General features: G+C 66.1%; 20 protein-coding genes. 16 read left to right on the forward strand and 4 right to left on the reverse strand.

Annotation, left to right across the window (positions count from 1 at the left end):
- The first annotated feature begins 1 nt into the window (after position 1).
- The 13 genes from CFB40_RS34125 (at position 2) to CFB40_RS34185 (ending at position 14,131) form a co-directional block, all read left to right on the forward strand.
- Complete coding sequence (locus CFB40_RS34125; RefSeq protein WP_089433807.1) at positions 2–985, forward strand: ketoacyl-ACP synthase III family protein; 984 nt, start codon at positions 2–4, stop codon at positions 983–985.
- The gene (locus CFB40_RS34130; protein ID WP_089433808.1) at positions 975–2,150 is read left to right on the forward strand and encodes a PLP-dependent decarboxylase; all 1,176 of its coding nucleotides are present in this window, start codon (positions 975–977) and stop codon (positions 2,148–2,150) included. Before CFB40_RS34125 ends, CFB40_RS34130 begins: the two co-directional genes overlap by 11 nt.
- A gap of 24 nt (positions 2,151–2,174) precedes the next feature.
- Positions 2,175–3,749, forward strand: a complete 1,575-nt coding sequence (locus tag CFB40_RS34135; RefSeq protein WP_089433809.1) for an acyl-CoA ligase (AMP-forming), exosortase A system-associated — start codon at positions 2,175–2,177, stop codon at positions 3,747–3,749.
- Positions 3,746–4,837, forward strand: a complete 1,092-nt coding sequence (locus CFB40_RS34140) for a hypothetical protein (RefSeq protein WP_089429826.1) — start codon at positions 3,746–3,748, stop codon at positions 4,835–4,837. The genes CFB40_RS34135 and CFB40_RS34140 overlap by 4 nt, the downstream gene beginning before the upstream one ends.
- On the forward strand, positions 4,837–6,687 hold the full coding sequence (locus CFB40_RS34145) for an acyl-CoA dehydrogenase (RefSeq protein ID WP_089433810.1): 1,851 nt from the start codon (positions 4,837–4,839) through the stop codon (positions 6,685–6,687). The genes CFB40_RS34140 and CFB40_RS34145 overlap by 1 nt, the downstream gene beginning before the upstream one ends.
- A 1-nt stretch (position 6,688) precedes the next feature.
- On the forward strand, positions 6,689–7,945 hold the full coding sequence (locus CFB40_RS34150; RefSeq protein ID WP_089433811.1) for a citrate/2-methylcitrate synthase: 1,257 nt from the start codon (positions 6,689–6,691) through the stop codon (positions 7,943–7,945).
- Between the two features lie 35 nt (positions 7,946–7,980).
- A complete protein-coding gene (locus CFB40_RS34155; protein ID WP_089433812.1) occupies positions 7,981–8,643 on the forward strand; it encodes a class I SAM-dependent methyltransferase in 663 nt (220 codons plus the stop codon).
- A 3-nt stretch (positions 8,644–8,646) separates the two neighbouring features.
- Positions 8,647–9,720 carry a TauD/TfdA family dioxygenase gene (locus tag CFB40_RS34160; RefSeq protein ID WP_089429829.1) on the forward strand — a complete coding sequence of 358 codons (1,074 nt, stop codon included), beginning with the start codon at positions 8,647–8,649 and terminating at the stop codon, positions 9,718–9,720.
- Positions 9,721–9,733: 13 nt separating this feature from the next.
- On the forward strand, positions 9,734–10,747 hold the full coding sequence (locus CFB40_RS34165; protein WP_089433813.1) for an ATP-binding cassette domain-containing protein: 1,014 nt from the start codon (positions 9,734–9,736) through the stop codon (positions 10,745–10,747).
- A complete protein-coding gene (locus CFB40_RS34170) occupies positions 10,740–11,819 on the forward strand; it encodes an ABC transporter permease (protein ID WP_089429831.1) in 1,080 nt (359 codons plus the stop codon). Before CFB40_RS34165 ends, CFB40_RS34170 begins: the two co-directional genes overlap by 8 nt.
- A 61-nt stretch (positions 11,820–11,880) precedes the next feature.
- Positions 11,881–12,423, forward strand: coding sequence for a hypothetical protein (locus CFB40_RS34175; RefSeq protein ID WP_059590725.1), 543 nt, complete (start codon positions 11,881–11,883; stop codon positions 12,421–12,423).
- A 2-nt stretch (positions 12,424–12,425) separates the two neighbouring features.
- Positions 12,426–13,844 (forward strand): FAD-binding oxidoreductase, encoded by a 1,419-nt coding sequence (locus CFB40_RS34180; RefSeq protein ID WP_089433814.1) that lies wholly within the window; start codon positions 12,426–12,428, stop codon positions 13,842–13,844.
- 32 nt (positions 13,845–13,876) lie between these two features.
- Positions 13,877–14,131: a hypothetical protein gene (locus CFB40_RS34185; RefSeq protein ID WP_089433815.1), complete on the forward strand. Its 255-nt coding sequence runs from the start codon at positions 13,877–13,879 to the stop codon at positions 14,129–14,131.
- 172 nt (positions 14,132–14,303) lie between these two features.
- Here CFB40_RS34185 and CFB40_RS34190 read toward each other — a convergent pair whose 3' ends face one another.
- The 4 genes from CFB40_RS34190 to CFB40_RS34205 all read right to left on the reverse strand — a co-directional run bounded on the left by CFB40_RS34190 (position 14,304) and on the right by CFB40_RS34205 (position 19,165).
- Complete coding sequence (locus tag CFB40_RS34190; RefSeq protein ID WP_143329930.1) at positions 14,304–15,524, reverse strand: hypothetical protein; 1,221 nt, start codon at positions 15,522–15,524, stop codon at positions 14,304–14,306.
- A gap of 725 nt (positions 15,525–16,249) precedes the next feature.
- Positions 16,250–17,602 (reverse strand): TRAP transporter large permease, encoded by a 1,353-nt coding sequence (locus tag CFB40_RS34195; protein ID WP_089429834.1) that lies wholly within the window; start codon positions 17,600–17,602, stop codon positions 16,250–16,252.
- Between the two features lie 4 nt (positions 17,603–17,606).
- On the reverse strand, positions 17,607–18,182 hold the full coding sequence (locus CFB40_RS34200) for a TRAP transporter small permease (RefSeq protein WP_089429835.1): 576 nt from the start codon (positions 18,180–18,182) through the stop codon (positions 17,607–17,609).
- Positions 18,179–19,165 carry a TRAP transporter substrate-binding protein gene (locus tag CFB40_RS34205; protein ID WP_089429836.1) on the reverse strand — a complete coding sequence of 329 codons (987 nt, stop codon included), beginning with the start codon at positions 19,163–19,165 and terminating at the stop codon, positions 18,179–18,181. Before CFB40_RS34205 ends, CFB40_RS34200 begins: the two co-directional genes overlap by 4 nt.
- 1,031 nt (positions 19,166–20,196) lie before the next feature.
- Between CFB40_RS34205 and CFB40_RS38860 the strand changes: the two genes are divergently transcribed.
- The 3 genes from CFB40_RS38860 to CFB40_RS34225 all read left to right on the forward strand — a co-directional run bounded on the left by CFB40_RS38860 (position 20,197) and on the right by CFB40_RS34225 (position 22,554).
- Positions 20,197–20,556: an ATP-binding protein gene (locus tag CFB40_RS38860; RefSeq protein ID WP_179255335.1), complete on the forward strand. Its 360-nt coding sequence runs from the start codon at positions 20,197–20,199 to the stop codon at positions 20,554–20,556.
- 105 nt (positions 20,557–20,661) lie between these two features.
- A complete protein-coding gene (locus CFB40_RS38405; protein ID WP_143329931.1) occupies positions 20,662–21,546 on the forward strand; it encodes an ATP-binding protein in 885 nt (294 codons plus the stop codon).
- Between the two features lie 3 nt (positions 21,547–21,549).
- Complete coding sequence (locus tag CFB40_RS34225) at positions 21,550–22,554, forward strand: DUF4435 domain-containing protein (RefSeq protein ID WP_089433820.1); 1,005 nt, start codon at positions 21,550–21,552, stop codon at positions 22,552–22,554.
- Positions 22,555–22,811: the final 257 nt, after the last annotated feature.

Below are 22,811 nucleotides of genomic sequence, written 5' to 3' on the forward strand. Positions count from 1 at the left end.
CATGACGACGACCTCCTCCCAAGCGTCACGCGATTTCTGGATCGGCATCGACGCGGTGGCCTACGAGCTGCCGGGCCTGCCCGTCGATATCGAGGCCTGGGCCGCCGAGCGCGACTACCCGGCGCAACGGGCCGCGGCGATCGCGCACTCGGGCAGCCGCTATTTCCACATGGCGCTCGACACGAGCGAGACCGATCTCGCGATCGCGGCGGCCGGCCGCCTGCTCGACACCGCGCGCGTGCATCCGTCCGACATCGGCGCGATCGTGCACGTGCACACGCAGCAGTTCAGCGTGCCGCCCGCGCCGCGCAGCCTGCCGCACGAGCTGGCCGCGCAGCTCGGCATCGAGCCGCTGTGGCTCGGCTCGGTCGCACAGCTGAACTGCGTGTCGGTCGCGGCCGGCATCGAGACGGTGCGCGCGCTGATGCGCCGCTATCCGCAGCTCGACGCGGCGCTCGTCGTGTCGTCCGATCGCGTTTACGGCGAGGATTACCGGATGCGGCAGATGACGGGTGTGCAGTGCGACGGCGCGGCCGCGATGCTGATCGCGCGCAACAGCACGAAAAACCGGCTCGGCGGCATCGCGATCGAGACGCATGCGAAGTGGCATCGCGGCTCGGACACCGTCGCCGCGAACGAGGCCGACCTGATCATGATGGAGTGGCCGTACACCCGCAAGGCGATCGACGCGGCGGTCGCGCTCGAGCCGTACGCGCTCGACGCGTACGAGCTCGTGCTGCCGCACAACGCCGACCTGCCCGGCTGGAACGCGCTGTGCCGCGCGATGCGCGTGCCGGCCGAGCGGCTCTATGCGGAAAACATCCATGCGCGCGGCCATGCGTGCTGTTCGGACTTCCCGATCAACCTGGCCGACGTCGGGCTCGACGCGGTCGCGCGCGGCCAGCGCGTGCTCGGCGTGATGCAGTCGAACTGCGGCGCGTACGCGGCCGCCACGCTCCATCCGGTGGGCCGCCATGACGCCTGAGCGCCCGCTTCCGCCCGCCGGCGACCACGCGTGGATCGCCGACCTGCGCACGCCGTGCTACGTGTACGAGCCGGAGGTCGCGATCGCGCGCTACCGGTCGCTGAAGGCGCGGCTCGGCACGCGGCTGATCGTGTCGCTGAAGGCGAACCCGAACCAGGACATGCTCGCGCGCTGCGCGCATGCGTACGAGGATGGCGTCGAACTCGCGAGCCGCGGCGAACTCGATGCGGTGATCGGCCGGATCAAGACGCCGCGCTACCTGAACAACCCGTCGATGGACGAGATGTTCATGCGCGCCGGGCTCGCGTCGCGCTGCCATTTCGTGCTCGACAACCCGGACGCGGTCGCGCGCTTCGTGCCGCTGGCGCGCGAGGCGGCGGCCGGCGGCAGCACGCCGGGCGCCGTGCTGCTGCGCGTGAATGCCGGCGCGCTGGCCGGCGACGAGGCGCGCGCGCTGTGGCACGACCACTTCGGGATGACGCCGAACGAGGCGCACGACGCGGTGCGTACGCTCGCCGCTGCCGGTTTGCCGGTGGCCGGGCTGCACGTGTTCTCCGGCCCGCATTCGTTCATCCGCCAGGACGCGACGCAGCCCGACACACTCGTGCTGCCCGAGCGGCTCGCGGCGCTCGCCCGCGATCTCGCCCCCGCCAACGGCGCGCCGCTCACGTCGCTGAGTCTCGGCGGCGGTTTTGCCGACGATCACCCGGGCGATGCCGCGTTCGAACGCTATGCGACTGCGCTCGCGCCGCTGGCCGGCCAGTACGCGCTCGCGCATGAATCCGGCCGCGCGATCTTCGCGGATGCGGGCGTGTTCGCGACGCGCGTCGTCGCGGTCAAGACGTGGCAGGACCGCACGATCGCCGTCTGCGACGGCGGGCTGTCGCATGCGTTCCTGCTTGCGCAGACCGAATCGGTGATGCGCCGGCTGGCCGCGCCGTCGCTCGTGCGCCACAAGCCCGCACCGCCGGAGCGTGGCGTACCGACGATCTATGTCGGCAGCACCTGCAGCCGCGCGGACGTGATCGGCCGCGACGACACCGGCGCCCCACCGCAGGTCGGCGACATCGCCGTGTTCGCGCGCTGCGGCGCGTATCACCGCACGTACTCGATGGCGCATTTCCTGTCCCACGAAGCCGCGCACGTGTACGTGCGGCCTGCCTAGACCCACCTGAGAGAGAAGCCGATCATGAACGCCCTGATCAGCGTCGCCGACCTGCTCGAACACGGCGCCGCACGCTGGCCGCAGCATCCCGCGTATGCCGACGGCGGCGGCGCGATGACCTACGAACAGCTTGCGCGCGCGGTCCGCCGCGCGGCCGCCGCGCTCGCGTCGCGCGGCGTGCAGCCCGGCGAGCGCGTCGCCATCTACGCGCCGAAACGCATCGAAACCGTGGTCGCGATGCTCGCGGCCAACGCGCTCGGCGCGATCTTCGTGCCGGTCAATCCGCAGTTGAAGGAAGCGCAGATCGAACACATCGTCACCGACAGCGGCGCGGCGCTGTTCATGACCGGCGCGCAGCGGTTGAAGCGCCTGCCGGCGCTCGCCGCGCTCGTCGGCGAACGCGCGATGCTGATCGAGGAACTGGCCGATGCGATCCACGCAGCCGGCACCGACACACCTGCTCCGCTTCCCGCCGGCCGGCCGGTGGACGACGATCCCGCCGCGCTGCTCTACACGTCCGGCTCGACCGGCAAGCCGAAAGGCGTGGTCGTGTCGCATCGCAACCTCGTGTCGGGCGCATTCAGCGTCGCCGCGTACCAGGGGCTGGCCGACGACGACGTCGTGCTCGGCGTGCTGCCGCTCAGCTTCGACGCGGGCCTGAGCCAGCTCACGACCGCGCTGGCCGCCGGCGCGTGCTATGCGCCGCTCGACTTCCTGCAGCCGGCCGAAGTGCCGCGCCATTGCGACGCGTTCGGCGTGACGTCGATCACCGGCGTGCCGCCGTTGTGGATGCAGCTCGCGTCCGCCGGCTGGAGCGACACGGCGCGCACGCGGATCCGCCGCTTCGCGAACACCGGCGGCCATCTGGCGACGCCATTGCTGCACCGCCTGCAGGCGGTGTTCACGAACGCCGCGCCGTACCTGATGTACGGGCTGACCGAAGCATTCCGCTCGACCTACCTGCCGCCGGCCGACGCGGCACTGCGCCCGACGTCGATCGGCAAGGCCGTACCGAACGCCGAGATCCTCGTGCTGCGCGCGGACGGCAACGAATGCGCGGCCGACGAACCCGGCGAACTCGTGCATCGCGGCGCGTTCGTCACGCTCGGCTACTGGAACCGGCCCGAGCTGACCGCGCAGCGCTTTCGCCCGCTGCCGCGCCGGCACGGCGAGATCCCGCGCGCCGACGTCGCCGTGTGGTCGGGCGACATCGTGCGTCGCGACGCGGACGGCTACCTGTATTTCGTCGCGCGCGGCGACGACATGATCAAGACGTCCGGCTATCGCGTGAGCCCGACCGAGGTCGAGGACGTGCTGTTCGCGCTGCCCCACATCCGCGAGGCCGCGGTGTTCGGCGTGCCGCACGCATCGCTCGGCGAGGCGATCGCCGCGTGTGTCGTGTCGACGCTCGACGCCGAAGCATGCCGCGCCGACATCGCACGCGCCTGCCGCGACGCGTTGCCGACCTACATGAGCCCGCTCGTCGTCGAGCCGCTGCCGGCGTTGCCGCGCAACCCGAACGGCAAGATCGACCGCCCCGCGCTGAAAAACCAGTATCGCGACGCGTTCGCGCCCACGAACGAGGAGACCGCCGCATGACCCTGTCGACGCTCGATGAAACCTGCCTCGGCGCGCGCCGCATCGCCGAGCCCGGCACGCTGGCCCTGTCGGGCGGCGTCGTGGTGCTGCCGCCGTCGGTCGTGTTCAGCGCGATCCAGGCGCAGGAACGCCATCCCGGCTACCGGCATCTGCTGCTGCCGCAGGCGCGCTTTGCGCGGCCGCGCGGAATGGGCGCGCTGACGCCCGACGAAGGCACGCGCCTCGCGCCGGGCGGCCGGCCCACGCTGCGGGTCGCGCCGCCCGGGCGCAGCCTCGCCGATCTCGCCGCCGACGCGGCACTCGACCTGCGCGACCAACTGGGCTCCGGGCAACTGGCGCGCACGACCCACGTGATCGTCGCGAGTTGCGCGCTCAACGAAGGGATCGGCGACTCGGTCGTCGGCCGCATGCAGTACGAGCTCGGGCTGCAGCGCGTGACGCCCTTCGCGCTCGGCCAGAACGGCACGCTCGGCTGGTATTCGGCGCTGATGCTGCTCGACGGGCTCCTCGACGAAGGCGACCAGGCGCTCGTGATCCTCAGCGACAAGTGGCTCTACCCGTTCTTCCGCCAGTTTGGCGACCTGGTCGGCTACGGCGACGCGGCCGCCGCGCTGCTCGTGTCGCGCGCCGGCCCGGCGCCCGAGCCGGCGGACTGGGGCGGCGTGCGGTCCGTCGCGATGGAATTCGGGCCGTCGATCGCCGATCCGTGGGCCGACGCACCCGGCGCATTGCGCGACACGCTCGCACCGGTCGCCGCGCGTGCGATCCGCCGCGCACTCGACCTGGCCGGGCTGCGCGCCGGTGAAATCGACTGGTGCGTGCCGCCCGGCTTCGATCCCGGCTTCGCGGCGCGCGTGGCCGACGCCGCGTCGATCCCGGTCGCCGCCCGCATCCAGCATGAAGCGGCCGGCCACCTGTCGTCGGCCGAATCCGCGGCCGCGCTGATCCGGCTCGCCGGCGCGCTCGACGAAGGTGAACGCCGCACGGTGCTCGTGTGGGACGCGGCACTGCATGGCGCGGCGGCGGCGGCCGTCGTCGACCTCGCCGGCGGCCTCGATGCCGCGCTCGATATCGAAGGAGACGCGTAATGAGCGCCTACAAGGTGAGCCTGCGCGAACTGCGCTTCTTTCTGTGGGAACTGTTCGAAGCCGACAAGCGGTTCCTCGCGGAACACGGCCTGTACGGCACGCATGACCGCGCATCGATCGACGCGCTGCTCGAACGCGCACGCGATTTCGCGCTCGACCTCGGGCGCAGCTACCAGCAGGCGGACGTCGAGGGCTGCACGCTGCTCGACGACGGCCAGGTGCGCATTCCGTCGCATTTCCACGCGCTGTGGGCACGGTTTCGCGACGAATGGTCGAACACGCTGTTCGGCACCGCGCACGGGCTGCCGCCGATCGTCACGCAGATGATCTACGAGATGTTCATGGGCGCGAACCCGTCGTTCATGACGTACGGCGGCTTCACGCGCCCCGCGATCAAGCTGCTGCAGATGCACGGCACGCCGCTCCAGAAGGCGCTGATCGCGCCGCTCGAGGCGTACCGCTGGGATGCCTGCTTCTGCGCGACCGAACCGCAGGCCGGCACCGACCTCACCGCGGTCGCGCTGCGCGCGACACCGCTCGAACGCGACCTCTACGCGATCGACGGCGAGAAGGTCTACATCTCGGCCGGCATGCACGAGTTGACCGAGAACACGCTGTATTTCGTGCTCGGCCGCATCGACACCGCGTCGCCGGACTCGTTCTCGCTGTCGTGCCTCGTCGTGCCGCGCTTCTGGCCGGACGAGGAAACGGGCGAGCTGCAGTCGAACCATGTCGACTGCATCGGCCTGCCGCGCAAGATGGGGCTCAAGGGCTGCGCGAACACGCATCTCGTGTTCGGTTCGAACGGCACGACCAAGGGCTGGCTGCTCGGCGGCCGGCGCAACGTCGGCCTGCTGCAGCTGATGCCGCTGATGAACCAGGCGCGGATGAGCACCGGGATGTTCGGCGTCGGCGTCGCGTCGAGCGCGTACCTGCATGCGGTCGAGTATGCGGGCCGCCGGCTGCAGGGCCGGCCGATCGAGCGCGCGTCGAACACCCACGCGGCCCGCGTCGCGATCGTCGAGCACGCGGACGTGCAGCGCATGCTGGTCGACATGAAAAGCCGTGTCGACGGCTGCCGCGGCCTGCTCGGCAAGCTCGCCGCGACCGCCACGCGCGCGGCGATGCTCGAAGCGACGCCCGACGCCGACCCGGCCGAGATCGAGCGCCACCGCAAGCTGCAACTGCTGCTGACGCCGATCTGCAAGGCGTTCATCTCCGACCAGGCGTGGCGGATCTGCGAAACCGCGATCCAGGTGCACGGCGGGCTCGGCTATACCGATGCGAGCCCCGTCGAGCAGAACGCGCGCGATGTGAAGATCCTGTCGATCTGGGAAGGCACGAACTACATCCAGGCGCAGGACCTCGTGCGCGACAAGCTCGGCTTCGGCCACCATTCGCGGCTGATCCAGTACTACCGCGACGAACTCGACGTGTTCCTCGCGCGCCAGCATCACACCGGCACGCATGCGGAGCTGCGCCCGCTGTTCGATGCGCTGCGCACCGGCGCCGACCGGATCGCCACCGCGCTCGACGACATCGCGCGCGACGTGCAGGACGGTCACACGCACCGCAGCAGCCAGTTCTACACGCGCTTTCTCGAGATGTTCGGCGTCGTCACGTCGGCGTGGGTGCTGCTCGAATCGGCGACGATCGCCGCGCGCCGGCTCGACGCGCCGGACACCGCCGACACGCCGGCCGAACTCGCGTTCTATCGCGGCAAGCTGAAAAGCGCGCGCTACTACTTCGCGAACGTGCTGCCCGTGGTCGACCAGCACGCGGCCGTGATCGCCGCGATGGCACATGCGGCGATCAGCGTCAGCAGCGACGAACTCGCGCAGGTGGAATGACATGGATACGACATTCGATTCCGGTACGACCGCTGCGACCGCCACGACCACCTCGGCCGGCGACGCGCCGCGCAACCTGCTCGGCCGCCCCGCGACCCGCCATCGCGGCACCGACATCGACGGCGCGACGCTCGAACCCGAAGCGCTGCGCGTGCGCGATCTCGATCTGAACGCGCTGATTGGCGCAACGACGTTCGAAGGCGCGCTCGCGCACCTGTGGTTCGACGTCGCGCCCGGCAGCGCCGCGCATCGCGCATACGAAGCGGCCATCGGCGCGCGGCTCGCGGCGTTCGCCGATGCACTGGCGCCCGGGAGTGCCGCGCAATCCGTCGCCGCGGATCTCGGCGCGGCGGGTGTCGCGCCGGTGTTCGCGGCAGCGTCCGGCCTGCTGCGCGGCTTCGACGACGTGACGGCCCGCATGCACGGCGACGCGCCGGACGACGCCGACCTCGACACGATGCTGCTGTGCGCGGCCGCCGCGCCGTTCCTGCTGCACGCGGCGATCGAAGGCCGCCCGTTTGCCGCACGCCACGACTCGATCGGCGCATCGCTCGCCGGCACGTCGAACCAGGCGCAACGCATGCTCGTGCTGACCGGCGCGACGCGCACCGATGCGCCGGCGCAAGCCGCGATGGACATGCTGCTCGTCGCATGGCACGCGGGCTTCGGCTACATCACGCCGACCGTGCTCGCACCGCGGGTCGCGATCGGCACCGGTGTCACGCTCACGCAGGCGATCGCGTCCGGTTTCCTCGCAAGCGGGCCGTCGCACGTCGGTGCGGCGCTCGAAGCGATGCAGTGGCTCGCCGCGCTCGCGCAGTCGGTGCCGGGCGGCACCGGCGCACCGCCTGCCGCGCTCGACGCAACCGGGCGCGCAGCGATCGACGCCACGCTCGACGCGAAACGCACGCTGTACGGCTTCGGCCATCCGCTGTTCGTCGCCGACCCGCGTCCGCCGCACATGCGCGCGCGGTTCGCGGCGCGAGGCTTCGACGGCGCTTACGTGACGCTGTTCGACGCGTGCTGCGCGCAGGCCGATGCCCGCCGCTCGCTTCGGCCGAACATCGATTTCCTGACGGCCGCGACGCTGCTCGAACTCGGTGCCGCCGCGCCGTCGTGGGGCGTCGGCGTCGGGCTCGGCGCGCGCATCGCGGCGATGGCCGCGCATGCGGTCGAGCGGCGTGGCCGCCCGGCTTTCGGCGTCAACAGCGCGACCGCGCGACGGCTGCTGGCCGCCGTGCCGGTCGGCTGGCTGTGAACCCTCATCCCTCCGCACTCCGCACAAGGACCGTCATGCTGCTCAAGAACCTGCGCCCGGCGAACGACTACGATCGCTTCGCCACCGAAACGCTCGAACCGTGGGACCTGCTGTTCATCAGCCGCATCCGCCAGCTCGCACGCGGGATGGCGCCCGGCGTGATCGCCGACATCGGCACGGCCACCGGCGTCGTGCCGGTGCGGCTCGCGACCGACCCGGCGATGCGCGGCTGGCGCTATGTCGGCATCGACCTCGATCCGGCGATGCTCGACGAAGGCCGCCCGCGCATCCACGAACTCGACCTCGACGACACGATCGAGATGCGCGTCGGCGATGCGCTGGCACTCCCGTTCGACGACGGCACGCTGACGATGGCCGTCGGCCGCGCGACGCTGCACCACCTGCCGGACAAGGCATTGAGCCTCACCGAGATGTATCGCGTGCTGGAGCCGGGCGGCATCGCGCTCGTGCACGACATGCGCCGCGACGCGCCGCAGCACCTGCTCGACCGCTTCACCGAGATGCGCGCCGCCGCCGACTATCCGCCGACCCACGTCGAGGAAAAGATCACGCTCGACGAAGCGCATGCGCTCGTCGCCGAAGCCGGTCTCGCGGCAGTCGCGTCGATCTACAGCCCGAGCGCCGGGCTCGGCGCGCTCGGCTTCGAGATCCTGCTGAAGAAACCGGCGCTGGCCTGAGTGATGACCGACCTCGCCTTCCTCGCCGCGCACGCCGCCGCGCGGCTCGGCGCCGACGACGTGCACTGCGCGGCGGTCGCGCCCGGCGCGACGCTGCCGCTGTGCGTGACGCCGCGCAGCGCCGAACTCGCGACCTCGCCGGAGATGTTCGTCGCGTGGTACCGCTCGCGGCTCGACACGATCGACACGCTGCTCGATGCGTGCGGCGCGCTGCTGTGGCGCGGCTTCGCGGTGCCCGACACCGCCGCGTTCGGCCAGCTCGGTGCGCTGTATCCGCCGCACGCGAACGGCTATACGGCCGGCGCCGCGCCGCGCAAGCAGATCGACGGCCAGGTGTACGAGTCGACCCGCATGCCGCCGCCGTTCAAGATCGGGCTGCACCAGGAAATGGCCTACATGCCCGCGTTCCCGCGCCTCGTCGCGTTCTATTGCCGGCAGCCGGCCGACGCGGGCGGCGAGACGCCGATCTGCGACATGCGCCGCGTGACGGCGCGCGTGCCGGCCGCGCTGCGCGAACGGTTCGCCGAGCGCGGCGTGATGTACCTGCGCAATTTCGCGGCGCCCGGCGCGCGCGCGGACGGCCTCGCCGCCCATCCGGGCATGCCGTTCGCCGAATACCACCGGCCGTGGGACGACGCGTTCGGCACGACCGAGCGCGACGAGGTCGAGCGGCTGTGCGCGGCGCGCGGCGTCGGCTGCCGCTGGCTCGACGACGGCAGCGTGACGGTGTCGCACGTCGGCAGCGCGCTGCGCACGCATCCGCGCACCGGCGAAACCGTGTGGTTCAACCAGGCGAGCGCGCAGCACCCGAACCCGCGCTCGATGGGCGAGCTCAGCTACCGCTACCTGCAACGCATGTACGGCGGGCGCGCAGCGTTCCCGTACGAGATCCGCTATGGCGACGGGTCGCCGATGCCGTTCGACGATCTCGTCGCGATCTACGACGCGTTCGACGACGAGGAGCGCGCGTTCCCGTGGCAGGCCGGCGACGTGCTCGTCGTCGACAACATGCTGGTCGCGCACGGCCGCAACCCGTACCGGGGCGCGCGCGACACGCAGGTCATGCTGTTCGACTGACAGGAAGCCGACGATGAGCGATTCGTTCCTCGCCTCCGTGCGCGCGCTGTTCGGCCCGCACACCGCGTTCGACCGGCCGCTGCGTGCCGGCACGCAACCGCTGCCCGATGCGCACTCGCCCGGTGCGGCGCTCGGCGCGCGCGCGATCGAGGTCGCGGCCGGCGATTTCCGTTTTTCCGCGCGGCACGTGCGTTTCCGGCTCGGCGCAATCACCGCGATCGTCGGGCCGAACGGCTCCGGCAAGACCACGCTGCTCGAAACGCTGCTCGGCTTCCGGCGCGGCGGCACCGACGTGCGCGTGCTCGACGTGCCGGCCGCGCGCTTCATGCGCGATACGCCGTCGTTGCGGCGCATCGGCGCGCAACTGCAGAAGGTCGAGTATCCCGACCATCTCCGCGTGTCGGAGATCGTCGCGCTGCACCGCGCGATGTATGTGCGTGTGGACGCCGCGGTCACGGATGCACTCGGCATCGCCGAACTGCTCGACAAGCCGTGCCGCGCGCTGTCGAAGGGGCAGCGCCAGCGCATCGATCTCTATGTCGCGCTCGCGCACCGGCCGGAACTCGCCGTGCTCGACGAGCCGTTCACCGGCCTCGACCGTCGTTACGCGGGCGTCGTGATCGACCTGCTGCGCCACCGCGCGCGCGGCACGAGCGTCGCGATGATCTGCCACGCCGAGGAAGAGCTTGCCGTCGTCGACGATCTCGTGTGGGTGCGCGACGGCGGCGTGCGCTACCAGGGCGACAAGGACACGCTGCGCGCCGAGCTCGTCGGCGAGGCGCGCGCGGTCCTGCATTGCCGCGACGAAGCCGATGCGCGCGCGCTGCGCAAGCGGCTCGCGGCGCTGCCGGGCGTGACCGGCGTGCGCGTGTCGGCCACGCATGTCGTCGAGGTATTCGGCGACGCGACGCTGCATCCGAACGTGCACCGCATCGTCGGCGAACAGGGCATCCAGCACCTCGCGCTCGCACCGAGCACGCCGGGCGACCTGCTGCGCCTCTGTACCGAGGGCCCCACCCATGACTAAGGTGTTCCTGATTCTCGTGCGCAACGAGCTGCTCGGCTATCTGCGCAGCCGCTCGTCGCTGTTCTGGACGCTCGTGTTCCCGGTGTTCCTGCTGAGCGTGATGCTGTTCGCGTTCGGCGGATCGGGTTCGCTCGGCACAGCGGACATCGCGTTCGCCGTCCCCGGCGGCGCGACCCCGTACAGCCGCGCCTGCGAAGCGCAGATCGTCGACAGCCTCACGCACAGCGACACGGTGAAGGCGACCTTCAACGGCCGCGGCGCGGCAGCCGATCGCGTGACCGTCGTGCTCGGCCACGACGAGCGCACGCCGGCGACGATCCGCTACGACTTCAACGGCTCGCTCGCGGTCAAGGCCGCGTCGCGCGTCGTCGAGATCGCGCTCGCGCGCTGCGCCGCGCAGCGGCTCGGGCTGCCCGCCGCGCAGGCGCGCTTCGAGAACGCGGCGCCCGCGCGCCGCCCGTTCGACTATGGCGCGTTCTTCGCGACCGGCATTCTCGTGATGGCGTTCATGGCGATCGGCCTCAACTCGACGACGACCGCGATCGCGTCGCTGCGCGAGCGCAATACGTTCAAGCTGTACGTGTGCTTCCCGGTCTCGCGCGGCGTGTTCCTCGCCGCGCTGATCGTCGCGCGGATGATCATGATGGCGCTGTCGGCGCTCGTGCTGTTGACCGTCGCGCGCGTCGCGTTCGGCATCGCGCTGCCGATCGCCACGCCCGACGGGCTGCGTGCATTGCCGATCGTGCTGCTCGGCGCGGCGATGGTGCTCAGCATCGGCGTGCTGCTCGCGAGCCGCGCCAGGTCGCTCGCCGCCGCCGAACTCGCGTGCAACGTCACCTACTACCCGCTGCTGTTCTTCAGCGACCTGACGATCCCGATGCACGACGCGCCGGCCTGGCTGAAGGCGGTGCTCGCGTTCCTGCCGACCAACCAGTTCGCGGTCGCGCTGCGCGGCGCGCTGGTCGACGGCGCCCCGTATGCGCAGCTCGCGCCGCAGCTGCTCGGCATGACCGCGAGCACGGCGCTGTTCCTGTTCGCCGCCGCGCGGCTGTTCCGCTGGCACGACGCTTGACGCGTCGCCCGCTGTTTCGCTGTTTCGCTGTTTCGCTGTTTCGACGAAGGAGAATCCCCCGATGAAATCGAGCAATCCCATCACCGACTACCTGCTGCACGCGAGCAACTTCCTGCCGGCGATCGTGTTCCTGTTCTACGGCCGGCTCGGCCCCGAGCAACCGGACGTGCGCTGGACGCACGCGTTCCTGATCGGCGGCGTGCTCGCGCTCGTGCACGGCGCGTGGCTGATCCGCCGCGCGGACCGCAACAGCATCGCGATCGGCGTCGACCTGTTCCTCGTGATCGGCGCGGTGCTCGCGCTCGTGTCGCCGACAGGTAGCCGTTTGTGGGGCGAAGAACTCGGGCCGGCGGCGATGCTCGTCTGCGTGCTGGTCGTCGGCATCGTGCATACCGCGTGGTCGGACGGCGGCTTCGTCGACGGCACGTTCGTCGACCACGCGCGCGCACGTTCGCTGTCGATCGTGCTGCTCGCGGTCACCGTCGTCGCGCTCGCGGTGTCGATCGCGATGCGCCACAGCCCGCTGTGGGGCGGCGTCGTGCCGCTGATCGCGCTAGTCGTCGTGCGCGGCCGCCTGCGCAAGCAGCTCGTGCGGGCCGGCTGACGATGAGCGCGCTGCCCGACCGCGCCGCGCAGCGGCACGCGCTCGCCGCGACGCTTGGTGACGGCTGGCTCGACGGGGCATCTTCCGACGAGTGCGCTTCGTATGTAACGGATGTGACGCTCCACGGCGGCATCGCGCTCGGCGTCGCACGGCCGGGCTCGACCGCCGACACGAGCGCGCTCGCCCGAGTCGCCGTCGCGCACCGCATCGCGCTGGTCGCGCAGGGTGCGCGCACCGGGCTCGTCGGCGCCGCCGTGCCCGATCGCAGCGGTACGCAATGCGTGGTGTCGTTCGACCGGATGCGCGCGGTGCGCGCGTTCGACGCGGCGAATCGGAGCATCACGGTCGAGACCGGCGTGCGGCTGTCCGACATCAACCGCGTGGCGGCCGAAGCCGGGCTCTGCCTGCCGATCGACCTCGGCAGCGATCCCACGGCCGGTGGCCTCGTCGGCGCGAACGCGGGCGGCAGCCGCCTGATCAAGTACGGCGACGTGCGCCGCAACGTGCTCGGCGTCGAAGTCGTGCTCGCCGACGCGGCGGGCACCGTGATCGACGCGCTCGCGCCGCTGCGCAAGCGCAACGCGGGCTTCGACGTCACGCAGTGCTTCATCGGCGCGAACGGCGCCAACGGGCTCGTGACGGCCGTGTCGTTCGCGCTCACGCCTGTAGAACGATCGTCGTGCGCCGCGTTCGTCGCGTTCGCGTCGTACGACGCGGCGCTCGCCGGCCTGCTCGCGTTCGAGCGCGCGTTCGGCGAGATGCTGTCGGCATTCGAATTCATGTCGGCTGCCGCCGTCGGCTGTGTCGCGAACGCGTATCCGGCGTCGCGTATTCCGTTCGAAGCCGACGCTGCCGCGTGCTATGCGCTCGTCGAGATCGCGACCGGGATGCCGGGGCTCGATGCGCTGCTCGAGGAACGCACGATCGCGACGCTCGACACGCTGGCGAGCGAACACGTGGTGCTCGACGCGGCCTGCGCGCCGGCCGAACGGTTCTGGCGGATCCGCGACGCACTGCCGGCCGCGGTGGCGCAGGACGGCATCCCGCTGTCGTTCGACGTGTCGTTTCCGCGCGGGACGCTGGCCGCGTTCGTCGCCGACGCCGAGCAGTGGATCGCGGCCGCGCATCCGTCGCTGCGCTGTCACACGTTCGGGCATTTCGGCGACGGCGGCTGCCATCTCGTCGTGTCGATCCCGCACGCCTGTGCGGACCACTACGGGCCGCTGCAGCAGGTGGCGCTGCGTGGCGCGCTGTACGACCGCGTCGTGCGGGCGGGCGGCTGCTTCAGCGCCGAGCATGGCGTCGGGCCGGTCAACGTCGCGTACTACCGCAAGCATGTGCCGGCCGCCCAACGGCAGGTCGCCGCCGCCATCCAGCACGCCGTCGACCCGCTGGGTCTGATCGGGCGTGTCCGCTATTGATGCGCCGACAAGCGGCGCCACGGAGAATTCGCATGGTCCTTCGACACCCGCCCGGCCCGGGTACCGTTTCCGAACCGGATGACGAACCGCCTTTGTCCGGCATTCCGGCCACGCTGCCCGACTCGGGGGTCGTGGTCAACGTGCGAGGCGTGGCGTACGTCATCCAGCTGCCGCCGCGCGATCATGCGCGCCCGGCGCTGTGGCGCGAGTTGGCGGACTGGCGTGACGACCGGTCGGGCGATGGTGCGCCCGGCGACGGCATCGATCCGGGCTGGCAGCAGGACTGATTGGTCGCGATGCGGCGCTGATCGCGGGCCTCCACCCTCCCGCGATCATCGTTTCCTGCGCGTGCATCGCCGCTGCCGCGGATATCCCGCGCAATGCCGCCCCAGGCCGAAGCTCACCCGGTCCGCGCAATCCGGAAGACCGAAATCGCGACCTGCATCCGCGAGCCGGACGTCAGAACCCGTGACGATGGAGATGAACCGTGCTTTGCCCGAAGGGGTAAGGCAGCATGTAAACCGCCTGCACCCCGTGCGCATAAAACAGCCACGCGAGCGTCGCCATGATGATCCCGGCGACGACCGTCGCGAACGGCGACGACGCGCGTGCCGCCTTGTAGCAGGCCTTTCCCAGGAGGAACACGGCGACGAGACCGGTGATCAGACGCACGCCGATCGGCAGCGGCGGCCCGGAATTGCTCGAGAGGACGAGTATCCCGTACAGCCCCAACGGCAGGAGCCATTCGGCGTTGCGCGCTCGATAGCCGTCCAGCGTGCGATCGCTGTTGGCCTGCAGCCCTTTATCCGGGCGCATCGATGCCGTCGAACGATCGAGCTGCCAGAACGATCTGCCGCTACGCTCGGGCATCGCTTCCGCGACGGGTTTGCCGTCGGCCGTCAGACCCTCCGAACCGTCGTCGGACCGCGATACGCACCGGCGATAAATCCACGCAGTCGCCGCGGCGCCCAGAGAAATATCGACGATCTTGAGCACGGCCTTGACGACCACCTGGATGGGCAAGGGTGCAGCATGGAGAAGCGGCACGCTGAAAATCGGCGCCGCCAACAGGAAAGGCGGCAGGAAACCCGCAATCATGAAAATAAGGAAGGCGCTCCATCGCTGGCCTTTCATGTCGGACCACACAGCCTTCCACTGCAACGGCAACTCCAGTGCAACCCGGGGGAAAATCAGCAGGTAGCAGAACAGGAAATGCGCCAACGCCACGGTCAGCACAAGGGTGGTGATCAACCCCGCGAAGGCTACCAGCGGCCTGGGGCTCGTGTGGATCGTGAATATGAACCACGTGATCAACGACTGCACGGACACGTACAGCACCCAGTGGAGAAAGTATCGGACATAGGTTTTCCCAGACACGTTCCGCGCGCTCGACGCATTCCCGAGCAGCACATAGCGCATCAATGGCACGGCCAGCAACGCATTGGCAAAATTCGACGCATTCCCAACGAAGGACTTGAAACCGCGCAACTTCAGCAGCGCGCTTAACACGGCGTGATCGGGATAGCGCGTGCTGGCGGCACGCATCGCGAAATGCTCCACAAAAAAGATGGCCACCAGTACGACCAGCATCAGCACGTACTGGTCCGGCATCTGGCCGACCGCGCGCCAGGCATCCTGCCAGGTGCCGACGATGCAGGCTTTCAACGTTGGGCGTTTCATGCGTTTGACGAGATGTGAGTCCGGCCGTGACGGCATTGGGCGGCGGGTGCTTCAATCCGGGCCTGCCGGCGCGAATGCACGTGGTGTCCGCTTCGCGAAACCGACCTGCCGCGCGATGCCCGCGTCATCGCGGCAATCGCCGCACGCGGTCGGCTCAATACAAGCTGGATGACAGGTGCGAAGCGCCCTGGGTGAAAGCGGGATTCGTAGCGGATCAACTCGATCCGGACGATAACGATGGCACCGTGCCGTGCGATTTTCTCTGCCTCGGCCGCTGCGCGGCCATGGAGCCTGGATTCCCCGGACGATCGATAATTTTCATTTTTCCCTCGGCCCAGTCATTTCATTCGTGTACTTGTAAGACTTGCTTTTAAATCTATTCGCGAACGAAAACCGTGTCAACAGCGCAAATAATTACATTGTTGAATTCAGAAGAAAGCGATTTGTATTGATTTTTGACGTTCAACGGTTAATGTCGGGCATGCAGGCGCGATTTCGATACGCACCGCCGGACCACGCCGATCCGTCCGCGGAACAATGAGTCGTCAACCGTTCCGAATGCGCTTAACTCGGCTTTGCGTGCGAAGCGCCCCGCTCCGATCCGAAGTTACCGACCTCGTGCAAGGTCGTGCCGTGTGTCAGTTCTACGTGAAGGGGAACGTTCAATGCGATAGCGGCGCCGGACAACCCGAGTCGTCCGGCGCCGCTTCAGATGAAACAGCCGATCAGAACACCGCGTGCCCGCTGATCAGGCTCGGCAGCCAGGTCGAGAAGAACGGCAGGTAGGTGACGATGTTGATCGCACTGAAGATCGCGAGGTAGTACGGCCACGCCATCTTCGTGGTCTCGCCGATCGACACGTTGCCGATCGCGCAGCCGACGAACTGCACCGAGCCGATCGGCGGATGCACGAGACCGAGCGAGCAGTTCAGCAGCAGCATGATCCCGAACTGCACCGGCCCGACGCCGCACGCCATCGCGATCGGCAGGAACAGCGGCGTCGTGATCAGGATGTGCGCGGCCATGTCGACGAACGTGCCGAGAAACACCTGGATGATGTTGATGTACAGCAGCATCAGCCACGGCGCGGCGGTCGACTGCTTCAGCAGCCCTTCGATCGCATCCGGAATCTCCAGGTACGACATCTGGAAGCGCAGCATGTTGGACACCGCGATCAGCAGCAGCACGACGCCCGTCGTGCGTGCCGCATGCGACAGCGCACGGCGCAGCTTCTCGGCCGTCAGCGTCCGGTAGACCACCGCGGTCAGCACGAGCGAGTACACGACGGCGATCGCGGCCGCTTCGGTCGCGGTCGCAATCCCCTTCGCGACGCACACGAGGATGATCGCGATCACCATCAGGCCGGGCACCGCGCCGACGAAGCTGCGCAGCACCGCATACCAGCCGGGGAACGCAGGCAGCGCGGACGAACCGTCTTCACGGCGCGGATAGCCGTGACGCACGGCCTGCCAGTACGCGGCGGCCAGCACGAAGCCCATCACCCACAACACCGGCAGCAGCCCCGAGAACAGCAGGTCGCCGATCGACACGCCGCTCACCGGCTGGCCGTGCAGCATCCCGGTGATGCCCTGCGCGGCGAACGCATAGATGATCATGTTGGTCGACGTCGGCATCAGCGCGCCGGCGAGCGACGCATGCGTCGTCACGTTGACCGCGTACGCGGCGCTGTAGCCTTCGCGCTTCATCAGCGGAATCACCACGCCGCCCATCGCCGACGTATCGGCGGTCGGCGAGCCCGACACGCCGCCGAACAGCGTACAGGCGACGACGTTCGCCATCCCGAGGCCGCCGCGGAAGTGGCCGACGGTCGCCTGCGCGAAGCGCAGGATCCGGTCCGCGATGCCGCCATGCAGCATCAGTTCGCCGGAGAAGATGAAGAACGGCACCGCGAGAAACGAGAACGCATTCATTCCCGAGATCATCGCCTGCATCGCGGTCGCGATCGGCAAGCCTTCGACCAGATAGGTCAGCACGCAGGCGATGCCAAGCGCGAACGACACGGGCACGCCCAGCACGAGGAAAATCAGAAAACTGACGGACAGGATCGCGAGTTCCATGGCGTTATTGTCCCGGCGAAGAACGACGAAGCGCGAGCAGGTGCTCGAGCGAGAAGAGGATGATGGCGATCGCCGCGGGCATCGCGATCAGGTAGCGCACGCCTTCGGGCAGCCCGATGATCGGGATGCGGTCGCCCATCGTCTCGGCGGCCATGCTGCCGCAGCCGATCATGATCATGATCGCGAACGCGATCAGGCTCAGGTGCTGGATCGCGATGACGACCGTGCGCACCTTCGGCGACAGCCGGCGCACCAGCGAATCGAGGCCGATATGGCCGCCGTCGCGCACCTTCATCGCCGCCCCGAACATCGCGATCACGATCACGAGCAGCAGCGCGATCGGCTCCACGAAATCCGGCGCGTTCTCGAACACGTAGCGCATCACGACCGCATAGAACACCAGCACCGTCAGCACCGCGAGGCACGCCGACGCAATCACGGCCAGCACGCGGAACAGCACGTCGTTCACGCAGCGCAACAGCGGCGCGGCATGCGGGCGTGGCGACGCCGTGCCGTCCGGCGCGCCGCCGCCGGGCGAACCCCCAGCCGACGCGCCGTTCAGGGAGGTGTGACGTGTCACTTGGTGGCCTCGATTTCGTCGACGATCTGCTTCATCTGCGGCGTCTTCTCATACTTCGTCCACAGCGGCTGCATCGCCTTCACGAACGCCGCGCGGTCGATCTGCGCGGCCGGCAGGATCTTCGCGCCACCCTTCGTCACCAGCTGCTGCGCGGACGCTTCACGCGCGGTCCAAAGCTTCTGATAGTACGGCACCGAATCGGCCGCCGCCTTCCTGATCGCCGCCTGCTCCTGCGGCGACAGCGTGTCCCAGACCTTCTTCGAGAACACCAGCACTTCCGGCGTCATCGCGTGCTGCGTCTCCGAGTAGTCGGGCGCCACTTCGTAGTGCTTGGTTTCCTCGTACGACGGCAGGTTGTTTTCGGCTGCGTCGACGAGACCCGTCTTCAGGCCCGTGTATACCTCGGCGAACGGCATCGGCGTCGGCGTGCCGCCCATCGCCTTGATTTCGTCGACCATCAGGTCCGACGGTTGCACGCGCACCTTCAGCCCTTTCATGTCGGCCGGCGAGCGCACCGGGCGCTTCGCGTAGATCGAGCGCGCGCCGCTCTCGTAGAACGTCAGCGCGATCATCCCCTTCGCGGTGAACGCGTCGAGGATCTTCTGGCCGGCCGGGCCGTACATCGCCTTGCGGAAATGATCGACGTCGCGGAACAGGAACGGGAACGACGGGATCAGCGATTCCGGCACGATCTCGTTGAACGACGCGCCGTTCACGCGCGCCATGTCGATCGCGCCGATCCGCACCTGGTCGACCGTGTCCTTCTCCGAGCCGAGCGCGCTGTTGCCGAACACCTTGATCGAATCCTTGCCGCCCGTCTGCTTCGACAGCTCGTCGCCCATGAACTTCACGGCCATGTTGGTCGGGAAGTTGTCGCCGTGCACGTCCGCCGAGCGGAACACGCGTGCCTGGGCGGACATCGCGAAACCGGCCATCAGCGCGACGGCCAGGGCGATACGGGAGCGGTTGAATCGGTGCTTCATCTCAGTCTCCTTGATGGTTGTGCTCGTTATTGCGCGGCGATCCGCCGGCACGCGCATTCTTCGGCGCCGTGCTCGCTGACCGCAGAGTCATACGTCGTATGACGTGTTGACGCGAATGTACGTCGGTTAATCGTTTAACTCACTTGGTGCATACCCGTAGAGCCGCTTTGATGGCGGGTTTTGGGGATATTTCAGGGAATCGTTTTCTCTGTTTAGATGAATTTGCGCGAAACGTTTTCTGGAGATGGGTCCGTATTCAAGACGGATGGGCAGGCAGTCATCTCCGCCGGCATCGGAAAGCAATCTTTCGCTTCGCTTGCATTTGTCGTAGGATGACTGATCACGGCACCAGTACGCTGGCGTGATGCAATGTGCACGCACCGGCCACGCACCACCGCGTACGGCACGATCAGGAAGGAACGACAGGGAATTCGGACGGCGGCAGGCTGCGGCGCCTGCCCCGCCGTCGGGCGCCAGAGTACGTACGACTGGCGCCACGGTTTTGCGACTCTGCCCGACTAAGTTACCGCGACTGCCCTACGCAATGTCGACAACACCCCGTGATGTCGCCGTCCGGATTCATGCCGCATAGGTCGCATGTTCGCGCAGGGCGCACGGCTCGCACCATGCTTTTCCGACTTTCGACCAAGTCGACGTAACCGGCTTGGCTCGCAACTCCGACGGCGGCTCCCGGTCAACTGCGGCCCTTCGTACATCCCATTGGTTGCTTAGCTGAACGTCTGCTCTGCGCCCGGTTAGCTAACCCATTGCGCAGCACCCTAGCGAGTTTGTGAAGCCCAGCCTAAACACAGATCGGCCGTCACTCGTTCACGGAGTCTCCGAGAAATTGCACCGTTTTTCCGTGCTCCCCCGCGCATGCGACGCGGGAGAACGGACCGCAAAGTCGCGTGCTACTGGCCGTCCCGCAAGAATGTTCCTGGAGGGTTCTGATAGACCGGCATTACAATCAAACATGTGTGCCGCCCAGTCGGTCGCGTACGGTGACGAAAAATAATGCGAAAGGAAATCAATTGATCTCAAAATTCATAATCGAAGGCTTGCACGGCTACAAAAGAGTGGAAATCTCATTCAGCACGCCTTATATGGTACTGCTCGCTGAGAACGGGCAGGGAAAAACGACTATACTGAATTTGCTGTATGCATGCCTCTATGGAGACACGAAAAAACTCAATCGAATTCAATTTGATCGTGCCACGCTTATTTTCGATAATGCGGCACCCGTAGTGATCGTTAAGAATGACCTCCCTCCGGACGTCGAAATGCCTAGCATTGGCAGCGGGCGCGCATTGAGTTATCTGAAAAGACAGCACACAAAAGCAGAGTTGGAGTTTGTGTTGTCGAGAACCAATGAAGGTGTTCCATATGAATAAATCGCGCGACTCTTCACTCGAAATTTTGGAAAAACGATTATCAAAGCGGCATTGCGCGACTTAGCCAATGAACTCAAGCCTAGTCGCGAATACAACAATGCCTCAGTGTTCGACCTGACCCGAGAAGCATTTAAATCGAAACCTTTATATCTCCCCACGTTCCGGCGAATCGAGGAGGATTTGGCAAGACTGGGAATTGAAAATGCAGAAATAGGTGAAGGCGGAATCAATTTCGGGATTCACGATGTGCAACAGCGACTCAACGAAATACAGAAAGAAGTTCTTCTCTCCTCGAATGAATGGTTTTCAAAAATTAACGGCGAAATACTCTCGAAATTGGTGAATGGGTTCGCCCTTGATGAAAGCGATGAAAAACGTGTTGCTTCTCTCGAAAAAATCGACGTCGTACTTGAGAGAATCGGAAAGAATATAGGCTTGGACGACAAAGAAGAAATCAAGCGAATATTTCGCAGCAGAGAGCTTTTCGCAGAAAGCAAATATCAACCGCTCGTCTATTTTCTGTCAAACATGGTAAAAGTGTACGAACAGCAGAAAGTGAATGACGTTGCGGTGAAGGAGTTTGCTCAAAAATGTCAGAAATATTTGGTTGAGAAGCAAATCGACTACAACGAAAGTACTCTTTCCGTTACCGTCACGAATGCGACGACCCATGAGCCGGTGTTGCTGGATCAATTTTCGTCGGGCGAAAAGCAGATCGTATCGCTATTTGCGAAGCTATATTTAGGTGAGAAAATAGAGACACCTAACTCCAGCGACGGCGCGTCCTTTCGGTCATCAGAAAAGCTGGCAATTTTTTATGATGAACCTGAACTTTCCTTGTCCGTTGAGTGGCAGGAAATGTTACTTCCGGACATCATTGATAGCGGGCGGTGTGCCTTCCTGTTCGCTGTGACGCACAGTCCATTTATCTTGAAGAACGTAAAACAATACGCTCGCGATCTTACCCGTTTCGTGACGGTGGAACAATAAACCATGGATAGGGTAAATTATTTCTCTGATCTACTCGAAAGCGAAGCACCCCTCTTCAAAAAATATGTCTCAAGAAGGAAAAAATGGAAGACGGATGCCGTGTTTGTGTTTGAGGGCGATGACGAAAAATACTATAGCTCAGTGATTGGTACAATTTTTTCGACTGAATATCATGGCTTTGTGTCAGGATCTCGCGGTAATTCGATCGCATTGCATAAAGCGCTCGCGTCGAATGATCAACTTTCTGACGATGCAACCTATTTTTTCATCGACCGAGACTTCGTGTTAGAAGATAATCTCTCTGAGAAGGTCTATGTAACATCCGGCCATTCAATCGAAACCTACTACTGCGACGAACTTGCAGTAAAACGAATGATCCGAAGCGAGGCTGGGCTTGGTAAGGCGAAAAATGAGCATGCAGACGAAGATGAAGTACTTGCAGACATAATGTCGTTGTACGGAAGATTTCATGCGGAATTAATGAATTCACGCGAGCTGAAAAAGGCAAATATTTTGCTTTTCTTGTTTTCGGCTACGGGCAGCGAACTTAAGCTTAATCTTAATCAAAACATCTCTCTCGTTTCTCAATTTTATGCGCATGCGGGATTCGTGAGAATGACAGTATCACTAACGATCGGAAAGCATCTCTCCGCAATATTGAATCAGCACGTTCGCGGAAGGGGGAAAGAGCTATTTTCGATGCGGTCTCATTTGAAATATTTCCGGGAAAATCCAATATGCAGAGGTAAGCAGGAATTGGAGTTCCTGAGGGAGTTTCTTGTTAGCTGCGGCGGCGGAGTGCTACATCGTTATGTAAAGGATAAATTTGGCTATTCTGTATCACTTCGATTTAACGGCGGCTCTTCAGACCTGCTTTCATTTGGTGCTCAATACGCTATTAAGCCACACAAACTAATCGATTTCATAAATCACGCCAACTTGTGCGTCGAATTAGCGCGCAAAAATCGAGCAGCGGAAGCCAGCGCCGGCTGCCAACAACAATCTTAGAGCTGACCGGTGCCTAACGTCGATTGGTACGATTGAGACATGCTATTTCGTGACTCTCGGTGCGGGCACCTTTTTGCTGGCCGCTCGGGTCTGCACAGTGAGCGTTTTCGGTGACTGCGGCAATCTCGGTAGCCGCCGTTGAGATGGTGTTCATTTCAATGGCAGAAGTGGGTCGGCATTCGCCAGTCGGCCGCCACCGGATACCAACCGGCCGGGTTCGGCCAGCTTCGGTCAGTCGAACTCGAGCTTCGAATCGA

It is taken from the genome of Burkholderia sp. AU31652, from assembly GCF_002223155.1.
GTDB lineage: Bacteria > Pseudomonadota > Gammaproteobacteria > Burkholderiales > Burkholderiaceae > Burkholderia.